At 62.1% G+C, this 12,823-nt stretch carries 15 protein-coding genes; all 15 read right to left on the bottom strand.

Annotated elements, in window-relative coordinates; all coding sequences use genetic code 11:
* Positions 1-8: 8 nt before the first annotated feature.
* Positions 9-1,865 carry a conjugal transfer protein TraN gene (gene traN / locus AC1DXO_RS22150; protein WP_476980371.1) on the bottom strand — a complete coding sequence of 619 codons (1,857 nt, stop codon included), beginning with the start codon at positions 1,863-1,865 and terminating at the stop codon, positions 9-11.
* Complete coding sequence (gene trbC, locus AC1DXO_RS22145) at positions 1,866-2,588, bottom strand: type-F conjugative transfer system pilin assembly protein TrbC (protein WP_476980370.1); 723 nt, start codon at positions 2,586-2,588, stop codon at positions 1,866-1,868.
* Positions 2,578-3,603 carry a conjugal transfer pilus assembly protein TraU gene (gene traU, locus AC1DXO_RS22140; protein ID WP_476980369.1) on the bottom strand — a complete coding sequence of 342 codons (1,026 nt, stop codon included), beginning with the start codon at positions 3,601-3,603 and terminating at the stop codon, positions 2,578-2,580. Before traU ends, trbC begins: the two co-directional genes overlap by 11 nt.
* On the bottom strand, positions 3,600-4,226 hold the full coding sequence (traW, locus tag AC1DXO_RS22135; RefSeq protein WP_476980368.1) for a type-F conjugative transfer system protein TraW: 627 nt from the start codon (positions 4,224-4,226) through the stop codon (positions 3,600-3,602). Before traW ends, traU begins: the two co-directional genes overlap by 4 nt.
* Positions 4,226-4,747 carry a signal peptidase I gene (gene lepB / locus AC1DXO_RS22130; RefSeq protein ID WP_476980367.1) on the bottom strand — a complete coding sequence of 174 codons (522 nt, stop codon included), beginning with the start codon at positions 4,745-4,747 and terminating at the stop codon, positions 4,226-4,228. Before lepB ends, traW begins: the two co-directional genes overlap by 1 nt.
* Positions 4,722-5,111: a TrbI F-type domain-containing protein gene (locus tag AC1DXO_RS22125; protein ID WP_476980366.1), complete on the bottom strand. Its 390-nt coding sequence runs from the start codon at positions 5,109-5,111 to the stop codon at positions 4,722-4,724. The genes lepB and AC1DXO_RS22125 overlap by 26 nt, the downstream gene beginning before the upstream one ends.
* A 67-nt stretch (positions 5,112-5,178) precedes the next feature.
* Entirely contained in the window at positions 5,179-5,478 is a 300-nt protein-coding gene (locus AC1DXO_RS22120) for a hypothetical protein (protein ID WP_476980365.1), read from the bottom strand.
* A complete protein-coding gene (locus tag AC1DXO_RS22115) occupies positions 5,465-8,215 on the bottom strand; it encodes a TraC family protein (RefSeq protein WP_476980364.1) in 2,751 nt (916 codons plus the stop codon). Before AC1DXO_RS22115 ends, AC1DXO_RS22120 begins: the two co-directional genes overlap by 14 nt.
* A gap of 4 nt (positions 8,216-8,219) precedes the next feature.
* Positions 8,220-8,702: a TraV family lipoprotein gene (locus AC1DXO_RS22110; protein WP_476980363.1), complete on the bottom strand. Its 483-nt coding sequence runs from the start codon at positions 8,700-8,702 to the stop codon at positions 8,220-8,222.
* Positions 8,699-9,523 (bottom strand): DsbC family protein, encoded by an 825-nt coding sequence (locus tag AC1DXO_RS22105; RefSeq protein ID WP_476980362.1) that lies wholly within the window; start codon positions 9,521-9,523, stop codon positions 8,699-8,701. Before AC1DXO_RS22105 ends, AC1DXO_RS22110 begins: the two co-directional genes overlap by 4 nt.
* Positions 9,520-10,821 (bottom strand): TraB/VirB10 family protein, encoded by a 1,302-nt coding sequence (locus tag AC1DXO_RS22100; protein ID WP_476980361.1) that lies wholly within the window; start codon positions 10,819-10,821, stop codon positions 9,520-9,522. The genes AC1DXO_RS22105 and AC1DXO_RS22100 overlap by 4 nt, the downstream gene beginning before the upstream one ends.
* The gene (locus tag AC1DXO_RS22095; protein WP_476980360.1) at positions 10,818-11,528 is read right to left on the bottom strand and encodes a type-F conjugative transfer system secretin TraK; all 711 of its coding nucleotides are present in this window, start codon (positions 11,526-11,528) and stop codon (positions 10,818-10,820) included. Before AC1DXO_RS22095 ends, AC1DXO_RS22100 begins: the two co-directional genes overlap by 4 nt.
* Positions 11,528-12,124 (bottom strand): TraE/TraK family type IV conjugative transfer system protein, encoded by a 597-nt coding sequence (locus AC1DXO_RS22090; protein ID WP_476980359.1) that lies wholly within the window; start codon positions 12,122-12,124, stop codon positions 11,528-11,530. Before AC1DXO_RS22090 ends, AC1DXO_RS22095 begins: the two co-directional genes overlap by 1 nt.
* A 4-nt stretch (positions 12,125-12,128) precedes the next feature.
* Positions 12,129-12,410: a type IV conjugative transfer system protein TraL gene (gene traL, locus AC1DXO_RS22085; protein WP_476980358.1), complete on the bottom strand. Its 282-nt coding sequence runs from the start codon at positions 12,408-12,410 to the stop codon at positions 12,129-12,131.
* A 62-nt stretch (positions 12,411-12,472) separates the two neighbouring features.
* Positions 12,473-12,823 (bottom strand): hypothetical protein (locus tag AC1DXO_RS22080; RefSeq protein ID WP_476980357.1); only part of this gene is annotated, 351 nt, incomplete at its 5' end.

The raw sequence follows: 12,823 nt of genomic DNA, 5'->3' as shown, positions 1-12,823 counted from the left end.
AAGGCATTTCATTTGACGGCCCTTTGCGCGCTGTTCATGGAATTGATAGACGCCGTGATGGCCGCGACCGTCGAATTCGGATCGTTATTAGCGAGCTGGCCGAGCTTTTCGGAGTAGAAGTCGGAGAAATCGACGTTCGTCAGGTCGATCGCCTGGAATTCCGCGATGCTGAAGCCCCCGCACTGCGGCCCCTTGGCGTCACCCCAGGTCTTGCCCAACTGGTCGTGTCCCGCCTCTTCGACGATGCGAGCAAGCACCGAACCGTAGCAGCAATAGGCCATCTTCTTTTCGAGGCAGCCAAACAGGCTCTTGTTCGAGCAATAGGTGCCGATGTAGTGGCAGGCCTTCTGCGACTGCTCGGTAGCGAGTTTCTTCTCATCGGCATTGCAACGTGTCAGGTTCAGGTCGTTCAAAACGCCGGAATCCTTGCAGCAGTTGGACAGGCCTCCGATCGACTTGCCGCACTTCAGGCCTTCGCCTGAGAAAATGGTCAATCCGCCGCTGGTCCCGTAGCTGTCCGATGCGCCCTTGAGAGCGTTGAGCGCCGACAGCGCCGCAGGAAGATCGTTCTGGGGGTCATCGGAAGCGGTTATGATCGCGGTGCCGTTGACCCAGCTTGCATCACACATCGCCTGGCCGGCATTCGCTTCACTCGTCGTCGTGGTGCAGGCGTAGACGTAGTCATAGGTCTGGCACGGTGAACTGCCGTCGTAATTCGGGTCGATGCAGGTTCGGCTTTTCAGCGTGCAGCCGGCTGGCGCTTCACAGTCTGACGTGGTTCCAGCGACTCTGTCGCAAGCGTAGCTTAGATTCGTCCGAAGACACGTGTCCGGCGCCAAACCCAGCGCCGCCATGATCTCAGGCTGATCGCTGGCATGCTCGACGCAGGCCTCAGTGGTCGCCGTGCACGCCGCGTTGCCCGCATAGGCGTCACAAGCAGTCGTATTGAGGCCATTGTCACGGTAACCGGCATCCGAACAGCTATAGGTGACGGTGGCATGGGTGCAGATGCCGCTCGTGGTGTCCAGCCAGCTATCGCAGGTCTCTCCCGATCGGGTGCAGGCGGTGTCGGCTGCAATCGGCGTACAGGTGTTGGCGCGGTGGCCGAGATAGCTGACATCGGCGACACTCGTGTAGGCGGTCTTGCAATACTCAATATATTGCGTGCCCGAGACCTGCTTCGGTGGCGCGCAATCACTCGGTATCTTGTCGATCAGAAAACCGCACCCGTGGCCTCGGTCAAGGCCGCCCTGCCCGGAATAGAGCGTACAAGTGTGTGCTTCCGTATAATCGGAAATGTTAGCGAACGACGCCATGGCCTCGTAATAGCCATCGGTCACACACGTCTTCGTGGCCGGCGCGTTCGTGATGTCGCGATAGGTCTGGCATGTATTCGAGACACTTGTGACCTGGTTTCCTGAATTGCAGGTGTAGAGGGTGGTCTCGGAGCTTCCGACCCCCGCAGTGCGGCACAAGGTCGACGTCACACCGACCGAATCCCCGGCCACGGCGGCTGGATCGTTGGCAACGCCCAGCGCCCCCTTGACCCAGGCAGCATTCGCATCAACCGGATTCGCGGCGACGAAGCTGTTGACATTGGAAATCGTGCCGGCCACGGGGTTGGAAGCGGATGCCACACCGCCCTCCCCTCGTAGCGCCGCGATATCCTCGCCCGACTTCGCCTGCAGGTCGGAAGCCGCGCCGCCATATCCAGGGAGCGTACCTGCAAGATCGTTGGTTTGGGTGGCAGCATTGGCCTTATTGAGCGCCGCCTGAAAGTCGCTTAGCGCTGGCGGGGTCTGGGCCGGCGCATTCGAAGCCAAGGCGATGGACAAGGCTGCAAGCAGAAGGAGGGACTTTCGCATCTAGTCCTCCAGCCGTTCAAGCGCTTGTCGGGCGACGCCGGGCGACGCCTCGCCGCGCGACGCCAGGAGCTTCAAGGATTGCTCCAGGCTGATATTGCCACGGACAACGTCGAAGGGGACTTCAGGGCGCTCACACTCAAGCCCGTTCTCGCAAGGCTGCACGGGCTCTTGCGCCACGATCACGGCGGGGACGCGGTCGATATGGAACTGCTGGAAAACACGTGGATCGATGACCAGGCCGGCCTCCTCGCCCTCGACGAACACCGCCTTGAGGGCGGATCGGGTCTTGGCAAAGCTGTTGTCGACCAGGCCACGAATGACCAGGGTCGCACCCGCCCTATTCGCATCACGCGCAAGTTCGCGGAGGGACGCCTGAGGCATCGAAAGGCTGACCGCGATATAGACGACGCCTTCATCGCGATTTCCAGCCGCGTCGTCCCCATAAGGATCGATCCGGTAGTCGGCGGAAAGATAGCTCATGCCCTGGCGCAGGCGCTCGCGATTGCCGGCGCTCAGACTCGCCGCGTCGGCCTGATAGGCTTTTGCCTTGGCCAAGGCGCCGTCCGCATCAACGCCGGTAAGCGTCTTCTTCAAGTCCGAAGCGCGGGCCAGGGCCTGATCGACCAGGTCCTCGATACCGGAGGTCTGCATCGTCTGGGCAAGTGCGAGGGTGGCGACAGCCGCCGCGGCAACGCCTAAGGGGGTGACAATCCTATAACGCACAGCAGTTCCTCTTCCGCCAGATCAGGAAGCCAATATCCTCGCCCTTGACCGGGTAGACCTTGAGCGCTTCGTAAGGCACGGTGCTCTTACCGATGGCATTGCAGGCGAGGGGGCCCTTGTGGGCGACGGGATAGACCTCCTGGTAGCGGTACTGGAGCTTGTCCATGATCGGTTCGGGAATGGGTGCGCACAGGCTTGCCGATCCGCGCGTGCCCATGGCCAGCAGTTCGCGATGCATCTTGGCATTGAAGCGTTCAGCCACTTGCAGGGCACCGGGAAGCGGTCCGTATTCGCCCGTAACCTGCCCTGTCATCGGATAAAGGGATCCCTGGCAGCCCGCGCACCAGAACATCTGCTGGATAGGCCGACCGGTCGTTGTTGCAGCGACGCAGTCAGCCGAGCACGCCAGCTGGGCGACCGGATTGGCGAACAAGAACACCTCCGGATTTATGATCGCCGCCAGGTCGTCATTGTTCCAGAGCGGATCGAATTCGGTGATGTAGGCGACGTCGAACCCGCCCTGTTCCATGCAGGCGAAGTCGGTCAGGATCTCAAGCCACGCCAGCAAGGGGTAGACGTAATAATGGACGTGATAAGCCGTCCGGTCGCCCCGGCCGTCACTGTTCTGAACGCTCGTTTTCTGGCCATAGCCTATGCCCGGCGATATCGAGATGCCACCCAGATTGACGAAGCAGAACGGTTTCTGCGTAACGTCCATGAGCCGGTAAGGCTCCCAATAGCCGACTTCGAGGCCAACCCGCGGCACCGGCGACCCGCAAAAGCAGATCGGTGACGCTGGATTGGGTGCATCGGCGCGTGTTCCACGAAACAGCGGTACGCCTCCCACCGACAACGGGAACATGCAGTCCCAGCAAGGGCCGGTGATCGGATTGAGAAAACGGCCGGTACAATGGCGCGTCAGGTTGATGTCGCTGTTGGCTTCGGCCGGTACAATGCCAGCCAGGAAGAGGCAGGCTGTAAGCAGGCAGATCAGCGAGACATGGAGACGGATCATGGTGTCACCTCGCTGATACGCAAGCGATTGCCTGCGCGTTCGACAACCGCTGGGACCTGGGTGATACCGAACCTGCGGGTCAAAAGGCCTTCCTGGTCGTAATAGAAGGTCAAGTGCTGCCCCTTCATGAGCTCGACCGGCGCGCCACTGGTGAGGATCAGCATCACCCGATCGGCGCCAAGAGCCTTCGATTTCGCCGCGGCGAAACGAACTTCCTTCGCATCGGCGCCATCGAGAAAGACGAGCACCCTGCGGTAGGTCGGCATCTGGTCGAGCGGATTGATACGCTCGCCGGCGTGGGCGAAGATACGTCCCTGCGTGTCCGCCAGGTCCCGCTCCACGGTCATCGATGGATCGAACAGCCACGCTCTAGGTTTCACAGTGCGGACTATTCCCGCCACTGGCGGGGGATTTTCGATGTGGTGTTCCGAGGTCTCGGCAAAACGACGGTTCATCGCGCCGATCTGCCCCTTGTCCTCCGCCGCCTTCAACTTGGCGCCGAGGTATTTCAGAAGGTCGACCTCGGAAATGTCGAAGGTTGCGCCATAGGTGCCAAGGTCGCTGGCCTGGGCGGATAGTGCCGCGCCGGCCGCAAAAATGAGGGGAAGGATGAACTTTTTCATCACATCACCGGATAGGCACGGCCGACCAGGCGGCTCGCGTCGATGAGACCGATGAGACGATAGCGGGAATCCAGCGAATCCCGGCTTGGCGTCACCATGAAGAAGCGGTCGGCGGGGATGACGCCGGGTGAGGACGGCACGGCTGGGCGCCCTTCCTTGTCGGCCGGCTTCGCATCGCCGACATAGTGGCCGTTGATGAAGAAGCTGCGATCCTTGACGGTGACGATATCGCCGGGCACGCCGACGACGTGCTTCGTGAAACGGAATCCGGGCGGATAATAGGGATTGGGCGGTGCCACGAATGCGAAATAGTCGCCGCGCGCGGGCGACTTCGCGCTTTTGTCGACAATGAAGGCCCAGTTGGGCAGGCTGTCGGTCTCGTTCAGCGACAGTTGATAGCGCTCGCCGATGGCAGTGCCCAGCCGGCACAGGAGTGCCGTTGCCACCAATGCCCAAAGGACGAGCCCGGCGCGCTTCAGGCGCGCCCGGGTCAGCTCACTGACCGGCGAGGACGGGAACATGTCCAGCCTCCGTATTACCAAGGAGACCTGCCTTCAGGGCCTGGTCAACCGCGGCGGCCACCTGGGGCGTCAGATCGACGCTGTCGCCGGTCAGGACGCACTCACGCGCAAACACCACCATCCCCTTGTGACGGGCGGTGTCACCGATCATCCTTTCGGTCGTTGCCATGAAGATGCCTGTCTTCAGCTTGATCATTTCCGGCGTGTTGGCGGGGTCGCTGGCGAACTGCTGGCCGTAGATGCGGCTCAGTTGCGTGAGCGACACGGTCGCCGTCACGGGAGGCTTGTCGATCTCGACCTTCCAGAAAAGTCCGCCCAAGGCGAACAGGTTGATTACCAGCAGGGCGACGGCAATCTCCGCCATCGAAAGCCGCTTGGGAAGCCACGGCGGTAGTTTGGGCTGCGTGGGTTTGTTCGAAGGTGCACCTGCCTCAGTCATGATCAAGGTCCCGGTTTCTGCGCGCGATGATGACGACGACAAGATTGAGCCCAAAGCCAATGACCAGGACCAAATTGACCGGCAGGCGGGCCATGGGCGAGGCCTGCTGGTAGTGGTCGAGAAAGCGCGACACTTCGTGCAGCCAGGAATCCACCCTCAGCCCGAAGACGAACAAGGTCTGCACGACGCAGACCGAGAAGGTCACCGCCAAGCTTTCTAGAAAATGCGGAATATCAAGGCGCGGGAGCCAGAGCGGCGCCCGTGCCGCAACAGCGGTGTCAGGAGCTTGCATGTTTCAGGCCTCCTTCTTCGTATTGGCGTTGGATGAAACGGCGCCGATCCCGGTCGCTCATAGCGAGCCAGTCCTCGACGAGCTTTTTGATAGGTGCAAAACCGAGGAGCATGCGCGCATAGGCCATGTCCTTTTCGGAATAGGTCGGTGCGTCGTCTCCGTTGAACGCAACGCGGCGAACGGCGTCGCGCACCTCCAGACCCTCGTGGACAAGCGCCTGAACAGCCGCCAGCGTTTCCGGTTTCGTCGAATAAAGTGTCAGGGAGAACGGATCGAGCGCCAGCCGGCCGAGGGCCTTGAAGCCTGGCCCTCGAATGAAGGCTTCGGAATACTCACCCTGGGACGTACGCAGGGAGCGCATGACACGCAGGTCGTCGGCCGATGCTTGCAATATGCCCTCACGCTCAAAGGCATTGATGGCCTCTTCCTTCAGTCGCAGCGTTACGTTCCAGTCGGAATTGTTGATGCAGGCGCGTCCGCCGGCCGTCTGCTGATAGTCGGCCAGCGACTGTGTGCCGGTTATCAGCGCCCCGCCCTCCTTGCGGCAGCGTCGCGCAAAGCCCTCGATGTATGGGCCGGCCGCGCCATCCCCCAGCAATTGCCAGGCCTCGTCGATGATCAACGCCTTCTTGCGAAACCGGCCGCCAAGCTTCATGCGCTGCCGGATCAGGATAAGAAGGCCCAGGATCACGACCGCGCGGAGTTCCTTCTTCCCCTCGATCGGAGACAACTCGAAGACGGTGAAAGGGTTGTCGATGCTGAGCGTGCAGCGACCATTGTAGAGCGAGAAATAAGAGCCGCCCTGGATATATTCGGACATGGACAGCTTCAGGTTCGCACCCATGGCGCCCTGCGAGGCGGCGAGGTAATCCGCCACGTCGGCCATGCCGGCCTCGCTGCCTTTGGTATCCCATACGGCGTTGACCGCGAGGGAGATGGCGCCGATCTCTTCCTTGGAGACGTCGGTGGCGCTTCCGCGGGCCATCTGGAGGACCAAGGCGCGGATCGCCTCGCGGCATTCATCCCGATATTCCTCGTCGGCCTCGGCCAAGTCATGGTCGAACATCGAGAACGGATTGAGGCACAGCCCGGAATTGAGGGTGAACTCGACAAATTGTCCGCCCTGGATACGGCAGGTGTTTTCAAAGGATCGCCCGTCATCCAGCGCGATGACATCGCAACCCGCTCCCCGGAGGCCACCAGCCATGTCCTGCATGAAGACGGACTTTCCAGAACCGGAACTACCGATGACCGCGACGTTGTGGTTGCCGCCGCCAGCGCCATCCGCCGCATTGGCGAACGGGCTCCAGAAGAACGGCTGACCGCGCCGTCCGAGCAGGAGCATATGCGCCAGGTCGGTGCCTGTTGTTTCGCCCTGCATTGGCGCCATGAGCGCCATGCAGTTGGTCGGCATCGTCCGCAGCCGGCGCATTGTCGCGAAATCCTGCGAGAGGCCCTGCCCCATCGTCAGTGGCAGGCAGGCGACCAGGCTCTGTAGATGGAGCACGTCGGTTCGCTCGAGGCCGAAGCCGGAATTTGCCCAGATCGATTTCAGGTAACGTTCCGCGCGCTCCCCATCGTTCAGCGGCGTGACCGAGGCAACCAGCAGCGCCATGTCGCAGAGCTTGGCACCCTTGGCGACTTCGACATTCGCCTGTTCCCAATCCGCGGCGGCCAGGGCGACCGTCGGAAAGAATTTGCCGGTGGGCCCCGACGCCTGCTGGGCGCTGCGCATGGCCTTGAGTTCGGTGTGGGACTTGGTGCGTTCATAGCTCCACGGGGTGAAGTAAAGCACGGTGAGGTTCGACCCGACCGGCTGGAGCTGGGCATTGAAGAAGTCGCCGATTAGCGAGGCGACCACACCCTGATGGCAGGTCTCCGGGAACCGCTCGGCCGCGAAGGTGCGGATCTCGAACCGCTCGGTCGTGGCACTGGTACCTGTCTCACGCGCTTCAAGGAAAGTGTCGCCGGCGTACCACGATTGCGTGGTCAGGCGCTCCCTGTAGACCGTAAAGCTGGTGTCACGCGCGACGACCTGATCGGCAAGGCCCCGTTCGGGATCATAGGGCACCGTGCCGAGCCCGAGGCCGCTTGTCGGATTCATCACCGCACGCGCCACGTTGAGCAATGTGCCGGGTTTGACGATAGAGATGGCTGCGCCGAGGCTCTTGAACGTGCCCTCGATCGTCTGATGGAGTTCGCGCAAGGCCTTGCCCGCTTCGCCCGAGGCGCTGCCGGTGAGTTCAAACGCCAGGAAGATCCGATAGTCCCGGACAAACATGGGCGCGCTGCGGGACAATGACGACCATACCCCGCTCTTCAGATGGGCGCGCCTGTGCTGGGCAAGCTCCGGATAGATGCCGCCGCCCGCAGCACGCTCTTGCGCCCAACGGTCGAGCATCCAGCCGACCTTCGGCGAAGCCCAGTTGATGATTTGGACGTGGATACCATCGGGCAGGCTGTCGTTGAAAATCTGGGCGACGATCTCGTGCCGCTGTTCGGTCAGGGCGCCGAGAGGGGTCATTTCGAGGACCAGGCCAACCGTATCTACCTGCTGGTAGAGTTGGTGAACCTCGTCCCATGCCCGCCAAGGTAAAAGCGCGGATAGGGAGGGTGCAACGGCGCGTTCCAGCGCGCTCGTAGGTTCTGGCAGATCGTCCCAGAAGAGGCGTCTCGCAAGGCGCTGGGCCCCTGCCCTCACCTGCTCGACGGCCGGCTTGAAATCAAATGGCGGCATGGCGTCACTTGCCTCCGCCTGCTTGCGAGGAAGATGACGTCGACGCTTCAGCCGCCGGGACAGGTGACGGGCCGTTCAGCGATGCCCCCGGCTTTGGGGAGGCTGCGATCGCGACCGGCGGCGCAATCCACCATTCGGCCCTACGCATGACCGCGAAAACTTCGGATCGGTCATGATAATCGCCCTGCGCATCCACGTAGGGAGCCACCAGAATCCGCATGGTCTGGTCCGCTTCGCGACGCGGACCATCCTGGCGTGTGACCGAGGTCGGCCGGTTCTGGTCCCACCAGTTGGCAAGCTCTCCGCCAAAGATGGATGCCCTTGGCTTCGGTCGGGCCGCCGCGGCGGGCGCCCGGTCGATCTGGGAAATCGACGCGCACGTCTGGTTGCCTGCCGCGCGGCACGACCAGGAATGGGTCGTTGTGTTGCCGGTGATGCAGCCGGTCAGCAAGAGAGGCATGGCGAGAATAAGGAGACGGCGGATCATGACGATTTTTCCACGAAATCTTTGAGGGCGGACGGGGCCAGGAACCCGGCGTTGACTGCGCCGTCGGCCCGGATGATGGTCGGCGTTCCCGATATCCCGTGCTGGCGCGCGAAAGACGTGTTCTGGTCGACGGCCGTGGAAGCGTTCGGGCACGCAGCAGTCGGACCAGCGGAGCCGGTGTAGCTGGCCAACGAGGCCGCCTGGCGATCCTTCGCGCAGAGCACCGACCGAGCGCGCGAGACACTGTCCGCGCCCAAGATGGCTATCGGGTACTCCGTCACTTCGAAACGTTTGTCTCCGATCAGCGAGGTGAAGAACATACGGCAATAGCCGCAGTTGAAGTCCGAGAAGACCTTGACCTTCAGAGGGGCGCCTGGATTGTGAACGATGGCGTTGGCGGCAGGCAGATCGACACTCAGATGCTGTATGGGCCCTTCAGACGCGGTCACCGGGTTGGCGCCCGCGAGGGTTCCGACGGCGCCGTTCAGGGCGGCGAGCTGGCGAAGGCGCTCATCGGTCAGATCCACCTTGCGCTTCAGGTCGAGAAGCGAGCCTACGACGACAAACCGGCCATCGCGGGTCGCATAGAAGAGGTTCTTGCCCGCCGTGACCTCGCACAGGCCAGAGACAACGGTGCTGCAACTCACGGCGCCGATGGGTGTGCGTGGAAACTGTGCCTGCAGCGTCTTCTGCAGGCCGCCGGTATCGGCCATGAGGCACCAGGTTCCCGCGCCTGCCGCGACCATAAGAACGGCGGTAATAGCTGTAAGCATCAGGCCACGCGGTTTTGAAGATGACATGGACAACGATGTCGGGATCATTGGGCAGCTCCCTTGTTGGTGAAGCGGAAGCCCGCGAGGAAGACCAGTTCCACGTCCATGCCCGTCGGCATCTCGATGACCGGTTGGTATTGTTCGGCGCGCTTGATGTAGTAGTCGGCGAGCATGGCCGACGCGTTGCTGACGCCTGTGCCGAGTGTCGACTGGGCAATCTGCGACCCGGTCAATGGCGCCGTTGCCAGCCCGGCAACGCCATTGGTGCTGGTAATGCCTTCGAGATTGCGCTGGGTGTTGGTGCTCATCGCCTGACCCAGCCCTTGCAGGGTGCCGGCGACAAAAGCCTTGTTCGCGAAATTCCCCTCGCGGGACACGACCCTTCCCCGCACCCCAGACTTGCCCATGAATGTCACGTAGCCTTCGACTTTGGCGACAAGGTAATGGGTGGCGTCGACAGGACAGGTGATCTGCTGAAGCTTGATGTAGACCTTCTCGGAAGACAGCTCGGCGAAGGCAGCGCCGTTGACCAGGCAACCATCGAGATTGCTCATCTGAAACTTGCCGTCGCTGCCGACGCCAGTCGCCTGACCCTCGATCCGGAACAGGACGGGCTTGGGATCGGCCGTCGCCGCCATGCCGGTTTGCATGTCCACGCCGACGAGGACCCTGGCCGGCACGTAGCTATTGGGAGCGACATATTGGGAACTGTCGAGGACTGACACCTTTTCAACGGCAATGCCGTCTTGTTTGTCCGGCGCATGGGCGCCTGCATCCGCAGAGGAGGCCGCAAGATCGACGACCCGGATCGAGCGGTGCGCTGGCGCCGGCACAGCCTGCCCGCCCAGGATCGGTGACGCCGCGCCCTGGGCTCGGGGAATGGGCGCGGCGCCGCCTGTCGCACGGTAGTCCTGCCCCGCCTGGTCCGAGAGAGGTTCCGTGCGCGTCCGAACAACAACCGGGGCCCTTACGTCGGACCGCGCCGCGACTTGCTGGCCGAGATCGGCATTCTGGGTCGCCAGTTGGGCGTTCTGTTGTTGAGCCGATTGGAGTTCCTGCTGCAAGTCCGCCATCTGGCCGCGAAGTTTGGTGTTTTCGGCCTCGGGACTTATGGTGGCTGGGGCGGCCGCATCGGCCGTCGCCAAAGTCCGCTGTTCAAGTGCCTTCTGCTGGCCGGCAACGGTCGCCGCCGGCTTCTTGAAATTCATGGCGTAGAAGACACCGCCCCCAACGATGGCGGCGCCGCCGATCAGCAGAAGCCAACGCATGTTCTGGCGCCGACGCGCCTGGAGATTGGGATTGCCGATATCATCGACGGATTCGGGCAATGGATCGGCGATACTCATTGCGCCTCCTCCTCGATGTAGACACGCGCCGTTTCGCCTGCTTCCAGAAGTTCGTTGGCGACTCCGGCCGCGATCACGTGGCGGACGAGAAACTGCTCCGCCGGCAAGGCGTGCGGGACGGTATCGCGGTTGGTGATCGACAGGACGATGCCGCGCAAGCCGGCCGCGTGGTAATAGCCAAGCGCGCGGACGCTCAGGTGGTTGACCTCGCTAGGCTTTTCGGTTGCGGGCTCGTAGGTTACGCCATCGGTGACCTGGTCGTTGAACATCAGCTTCATGAACGCCGTGACGGTCTCGCTGTAACCGTTGGAGCGAAGCATCGGCGCCGCGCGTGGTGCGGACTTGGTTTCCGGAACGAGTTCAATCGTCCTGGCCGGGCCGTCGCCCGGATGAAGCAGCACCTGCGCCGTATCGCCGCCGTCGGTCGTGACGAATATGCTGAAGGTCCGGCCAGTCGTATCGCCGTCAAAGCCCAGGAAGACATCGCCTGTGGCTGCGTCGTTCTGGATCAGGACCTGCGGGCCATTTGGATCGTCAAGCGAACGCACCGAAGTTATCTTTGCGCCCTGCACCAGGAGGCGCGACATCTGCGTTGCCGATACGTCAACCGACGCAGTGCCGCCCTTCACACTGACCGGGTCCGCGAATGCGGGCATGGCGGCAAGAACAGCAGCCACGGTCACGCCCAGAAGACAGATTGATTTCATTACAGGTCTCCAGGAGAGAGGGGTTTGACTTTCGACCCGCGCGCATCCTTGGGGTCGATCTCTGCGATCGATGCCAGCCGCAACAGGGTTCCGGTCTTGGTCCAGTGGAAGGCGTAGATCTTGGGCTGGTCGTCGAGGACCTGTTCGCCCTGGACGATCAACAGCCGCCCGCGAACCTCGGAATAAAGACCTGCCGTGTCCTCGAAGAAGTCTTCGGGAAAGAAGGTCTGCGAGGTGTGCTGTTGTTCGGCCCGCGCACTGTCCTTTTCGAGCGCCGTCTTGACCGCCTCAAAATGCATGGGGTCCATCAGGCGCTGTGCCCGCCGTTCAAGGTATCCCGCGGTTTCAGGCGTCTTGTTCAGAAAGAGCCAGGCGGCATCGCGGGTCATGTCTTCGAGGTAGTCCGCATCCACCCGGCCGTTGGCATTGATCGCGGCTTCCGCCGGCAGTGTCGGGACCAGAACGATCCGGCTGCCATTCATGACTGTGAAGGCAAGAAGGAGATTGGACGCGACGGAAACGGCAAGCAGCAGGCTGAGCGCAACACTGCGCTGGGCAAACAACTGGCTCGATTTTTGGGCGGTCTGGAGATCCATCACCCTACCCCGCCAACAGTCGAGCATCGGACGCCGGCGTCGCCTTCAGTCCAAAGGTCTGCGATGGCAAGAGCCAGTAAGCGGCCCAAAGCACACGATTGAGATTGCCGCCCTTTTTGATCCGGCGCAGCGCCCAGAAGCAGGCGCCGCCGGCTATCAGCCCGACCAGGAAATTGGCCGCCAGGGTAAGCACGATCAGGGGGGTAACGACCACGACCAGTTCGTCCGGCGTGAAGATGAAATAGCGCTCAGGCTCGTTCAAATGTTGAGGAATACGCGTGTTCATGGAGAGACCAGGCTTTGAAGCCTCGCCCATCATTCCCGTGACGGACGAAGACAGGGAGGGGATCAGAAGGTCGCCGACGCCAAGGCCGAGACGATGCCAGGGCCGGTGGCCGCGGTCAGGCCGATGCCGGCAGCCGAGGCGATCAGACGCCAGTCGAACTTGAGGACCATGCCGACCAGGGCGGAGCCGATGCCGGCGACAGCAGCGAGTTTGCCGAGCGACCCAGTCGACCAATTGGTCAGCGTCGTGGTGGCCGCATTGAACGTCGTGTCCGTACCGGCCATTGCGCCGGTGACGAATGCGATGAGCAGCAGAACCGCAGCCGCAATCATCAGGATTTCGAGCAACACGGTATCCTTGAGCAGACGATGCCGCGCATCGTCCACCCTATACATGAGGGAATTCATGTCTTT

The sequence above is a fragment of the Asticcacaulis sp. P2_C5 genome (genome assembly GCF_056404555.1).
Note: the sequence above shows the minus strand (reverse complement) of the source record. Positions and strands in the feature narration are given on the sequence as shown.

Bases quoted from the DNA above. Each gene is read 5' to 3' on its own strand.
- AC1DXO_RS22110 (WP_476980363.1), bottom strand. From the start codon at position 8,702: ATGATCCGCCGTCTCCTTATTCTCGCCATGCCTCTCTTGCTGACCGGC.
- AC1DXO_RS22105 (WP_476980362.1), bottom strand. From the start codon at position 9,523: ATGATCCCGACATCGTTGTCCATGTCATCTTCAAAACCGCGTGGCCTG.
- AC1DXO_RS22095 (WP_476980360.1), bottom strand. From the start codon at position 11,528: ATGAAATCAATCTGTCTTCTGGGCGTGACCGTGGCTGCTGTTCTTGCC.
- lepB (WP_476980367.1), bottom strand. From the start codon at position 4,747: ATGTTCCCGTCCTCGCCGGTCAGTGAGCTGACCCGGGCGCGCCTGAAG.
- AC1DXO_RS22120 (WP_476980365.1), bottom strand. From the start codon at position 5,478: ATGCAAGCTCCTGACACCGCTGTTGCGGCACGGGCGCCGCTCTGGCTC.
- AC1DXO_RS22100 (WP_476980361.1), bottom strand. From the start codon at position 10,821: ATGAGTATCGCCGATCCATTGCCCGAATCCGTCGATGATATCGGCAAT.
- AC1DXO_RS22125 (WP_476980366.1), bottom strand. From the start codon at position 5,111: ATGGCGGAGATTGCCGTCGCCCTGCTGGTAATCAACCTGTTCGCCTTG.
- traW (WP_476980368.1), bottom strand. From the start codon at position 4,226: ATGAAAAAGTTCATCCTTCCCCTCATTTTTGCGGCCGGCGCGGCACTA.
- AC1DXO_RS22115 (WP_476980364.1), bottom strand. From the start codon at position 8,215: ATGCCGCCATTTGATTTCAAGCCGGCCGTCGAGCAGGTGAGGGCAGGG.
- traU (WP_476980369.1), bottom strand. From the start codon at position 3,603: ATGATCCGTCTCCATGTCTCGCTGATCTGCCTGCTTACAGCCTGCCTC.
- traN (WP_476980371.1), bottom strand. From the start codon at position 1,865: ATGCGAAAGTCCCTCCTTCTGCTTGCAGCCTTGTCCATCGCCTTGGCT.
- traL (WP_476980358.1), bottom strand. From the start codon at position 12,410: ATGAACACGCGTATTCCTCAACATTTGAACGAGCCTGAGCGCTATTTC.
- AC1DXO_RS22090 (WP_476980359.1), bottom strand. From the start codon at position 12,124: ATGGATCTCCAGACCGCCCAAAAATCGAGCCAGTTGTTTGCCCAGCGC.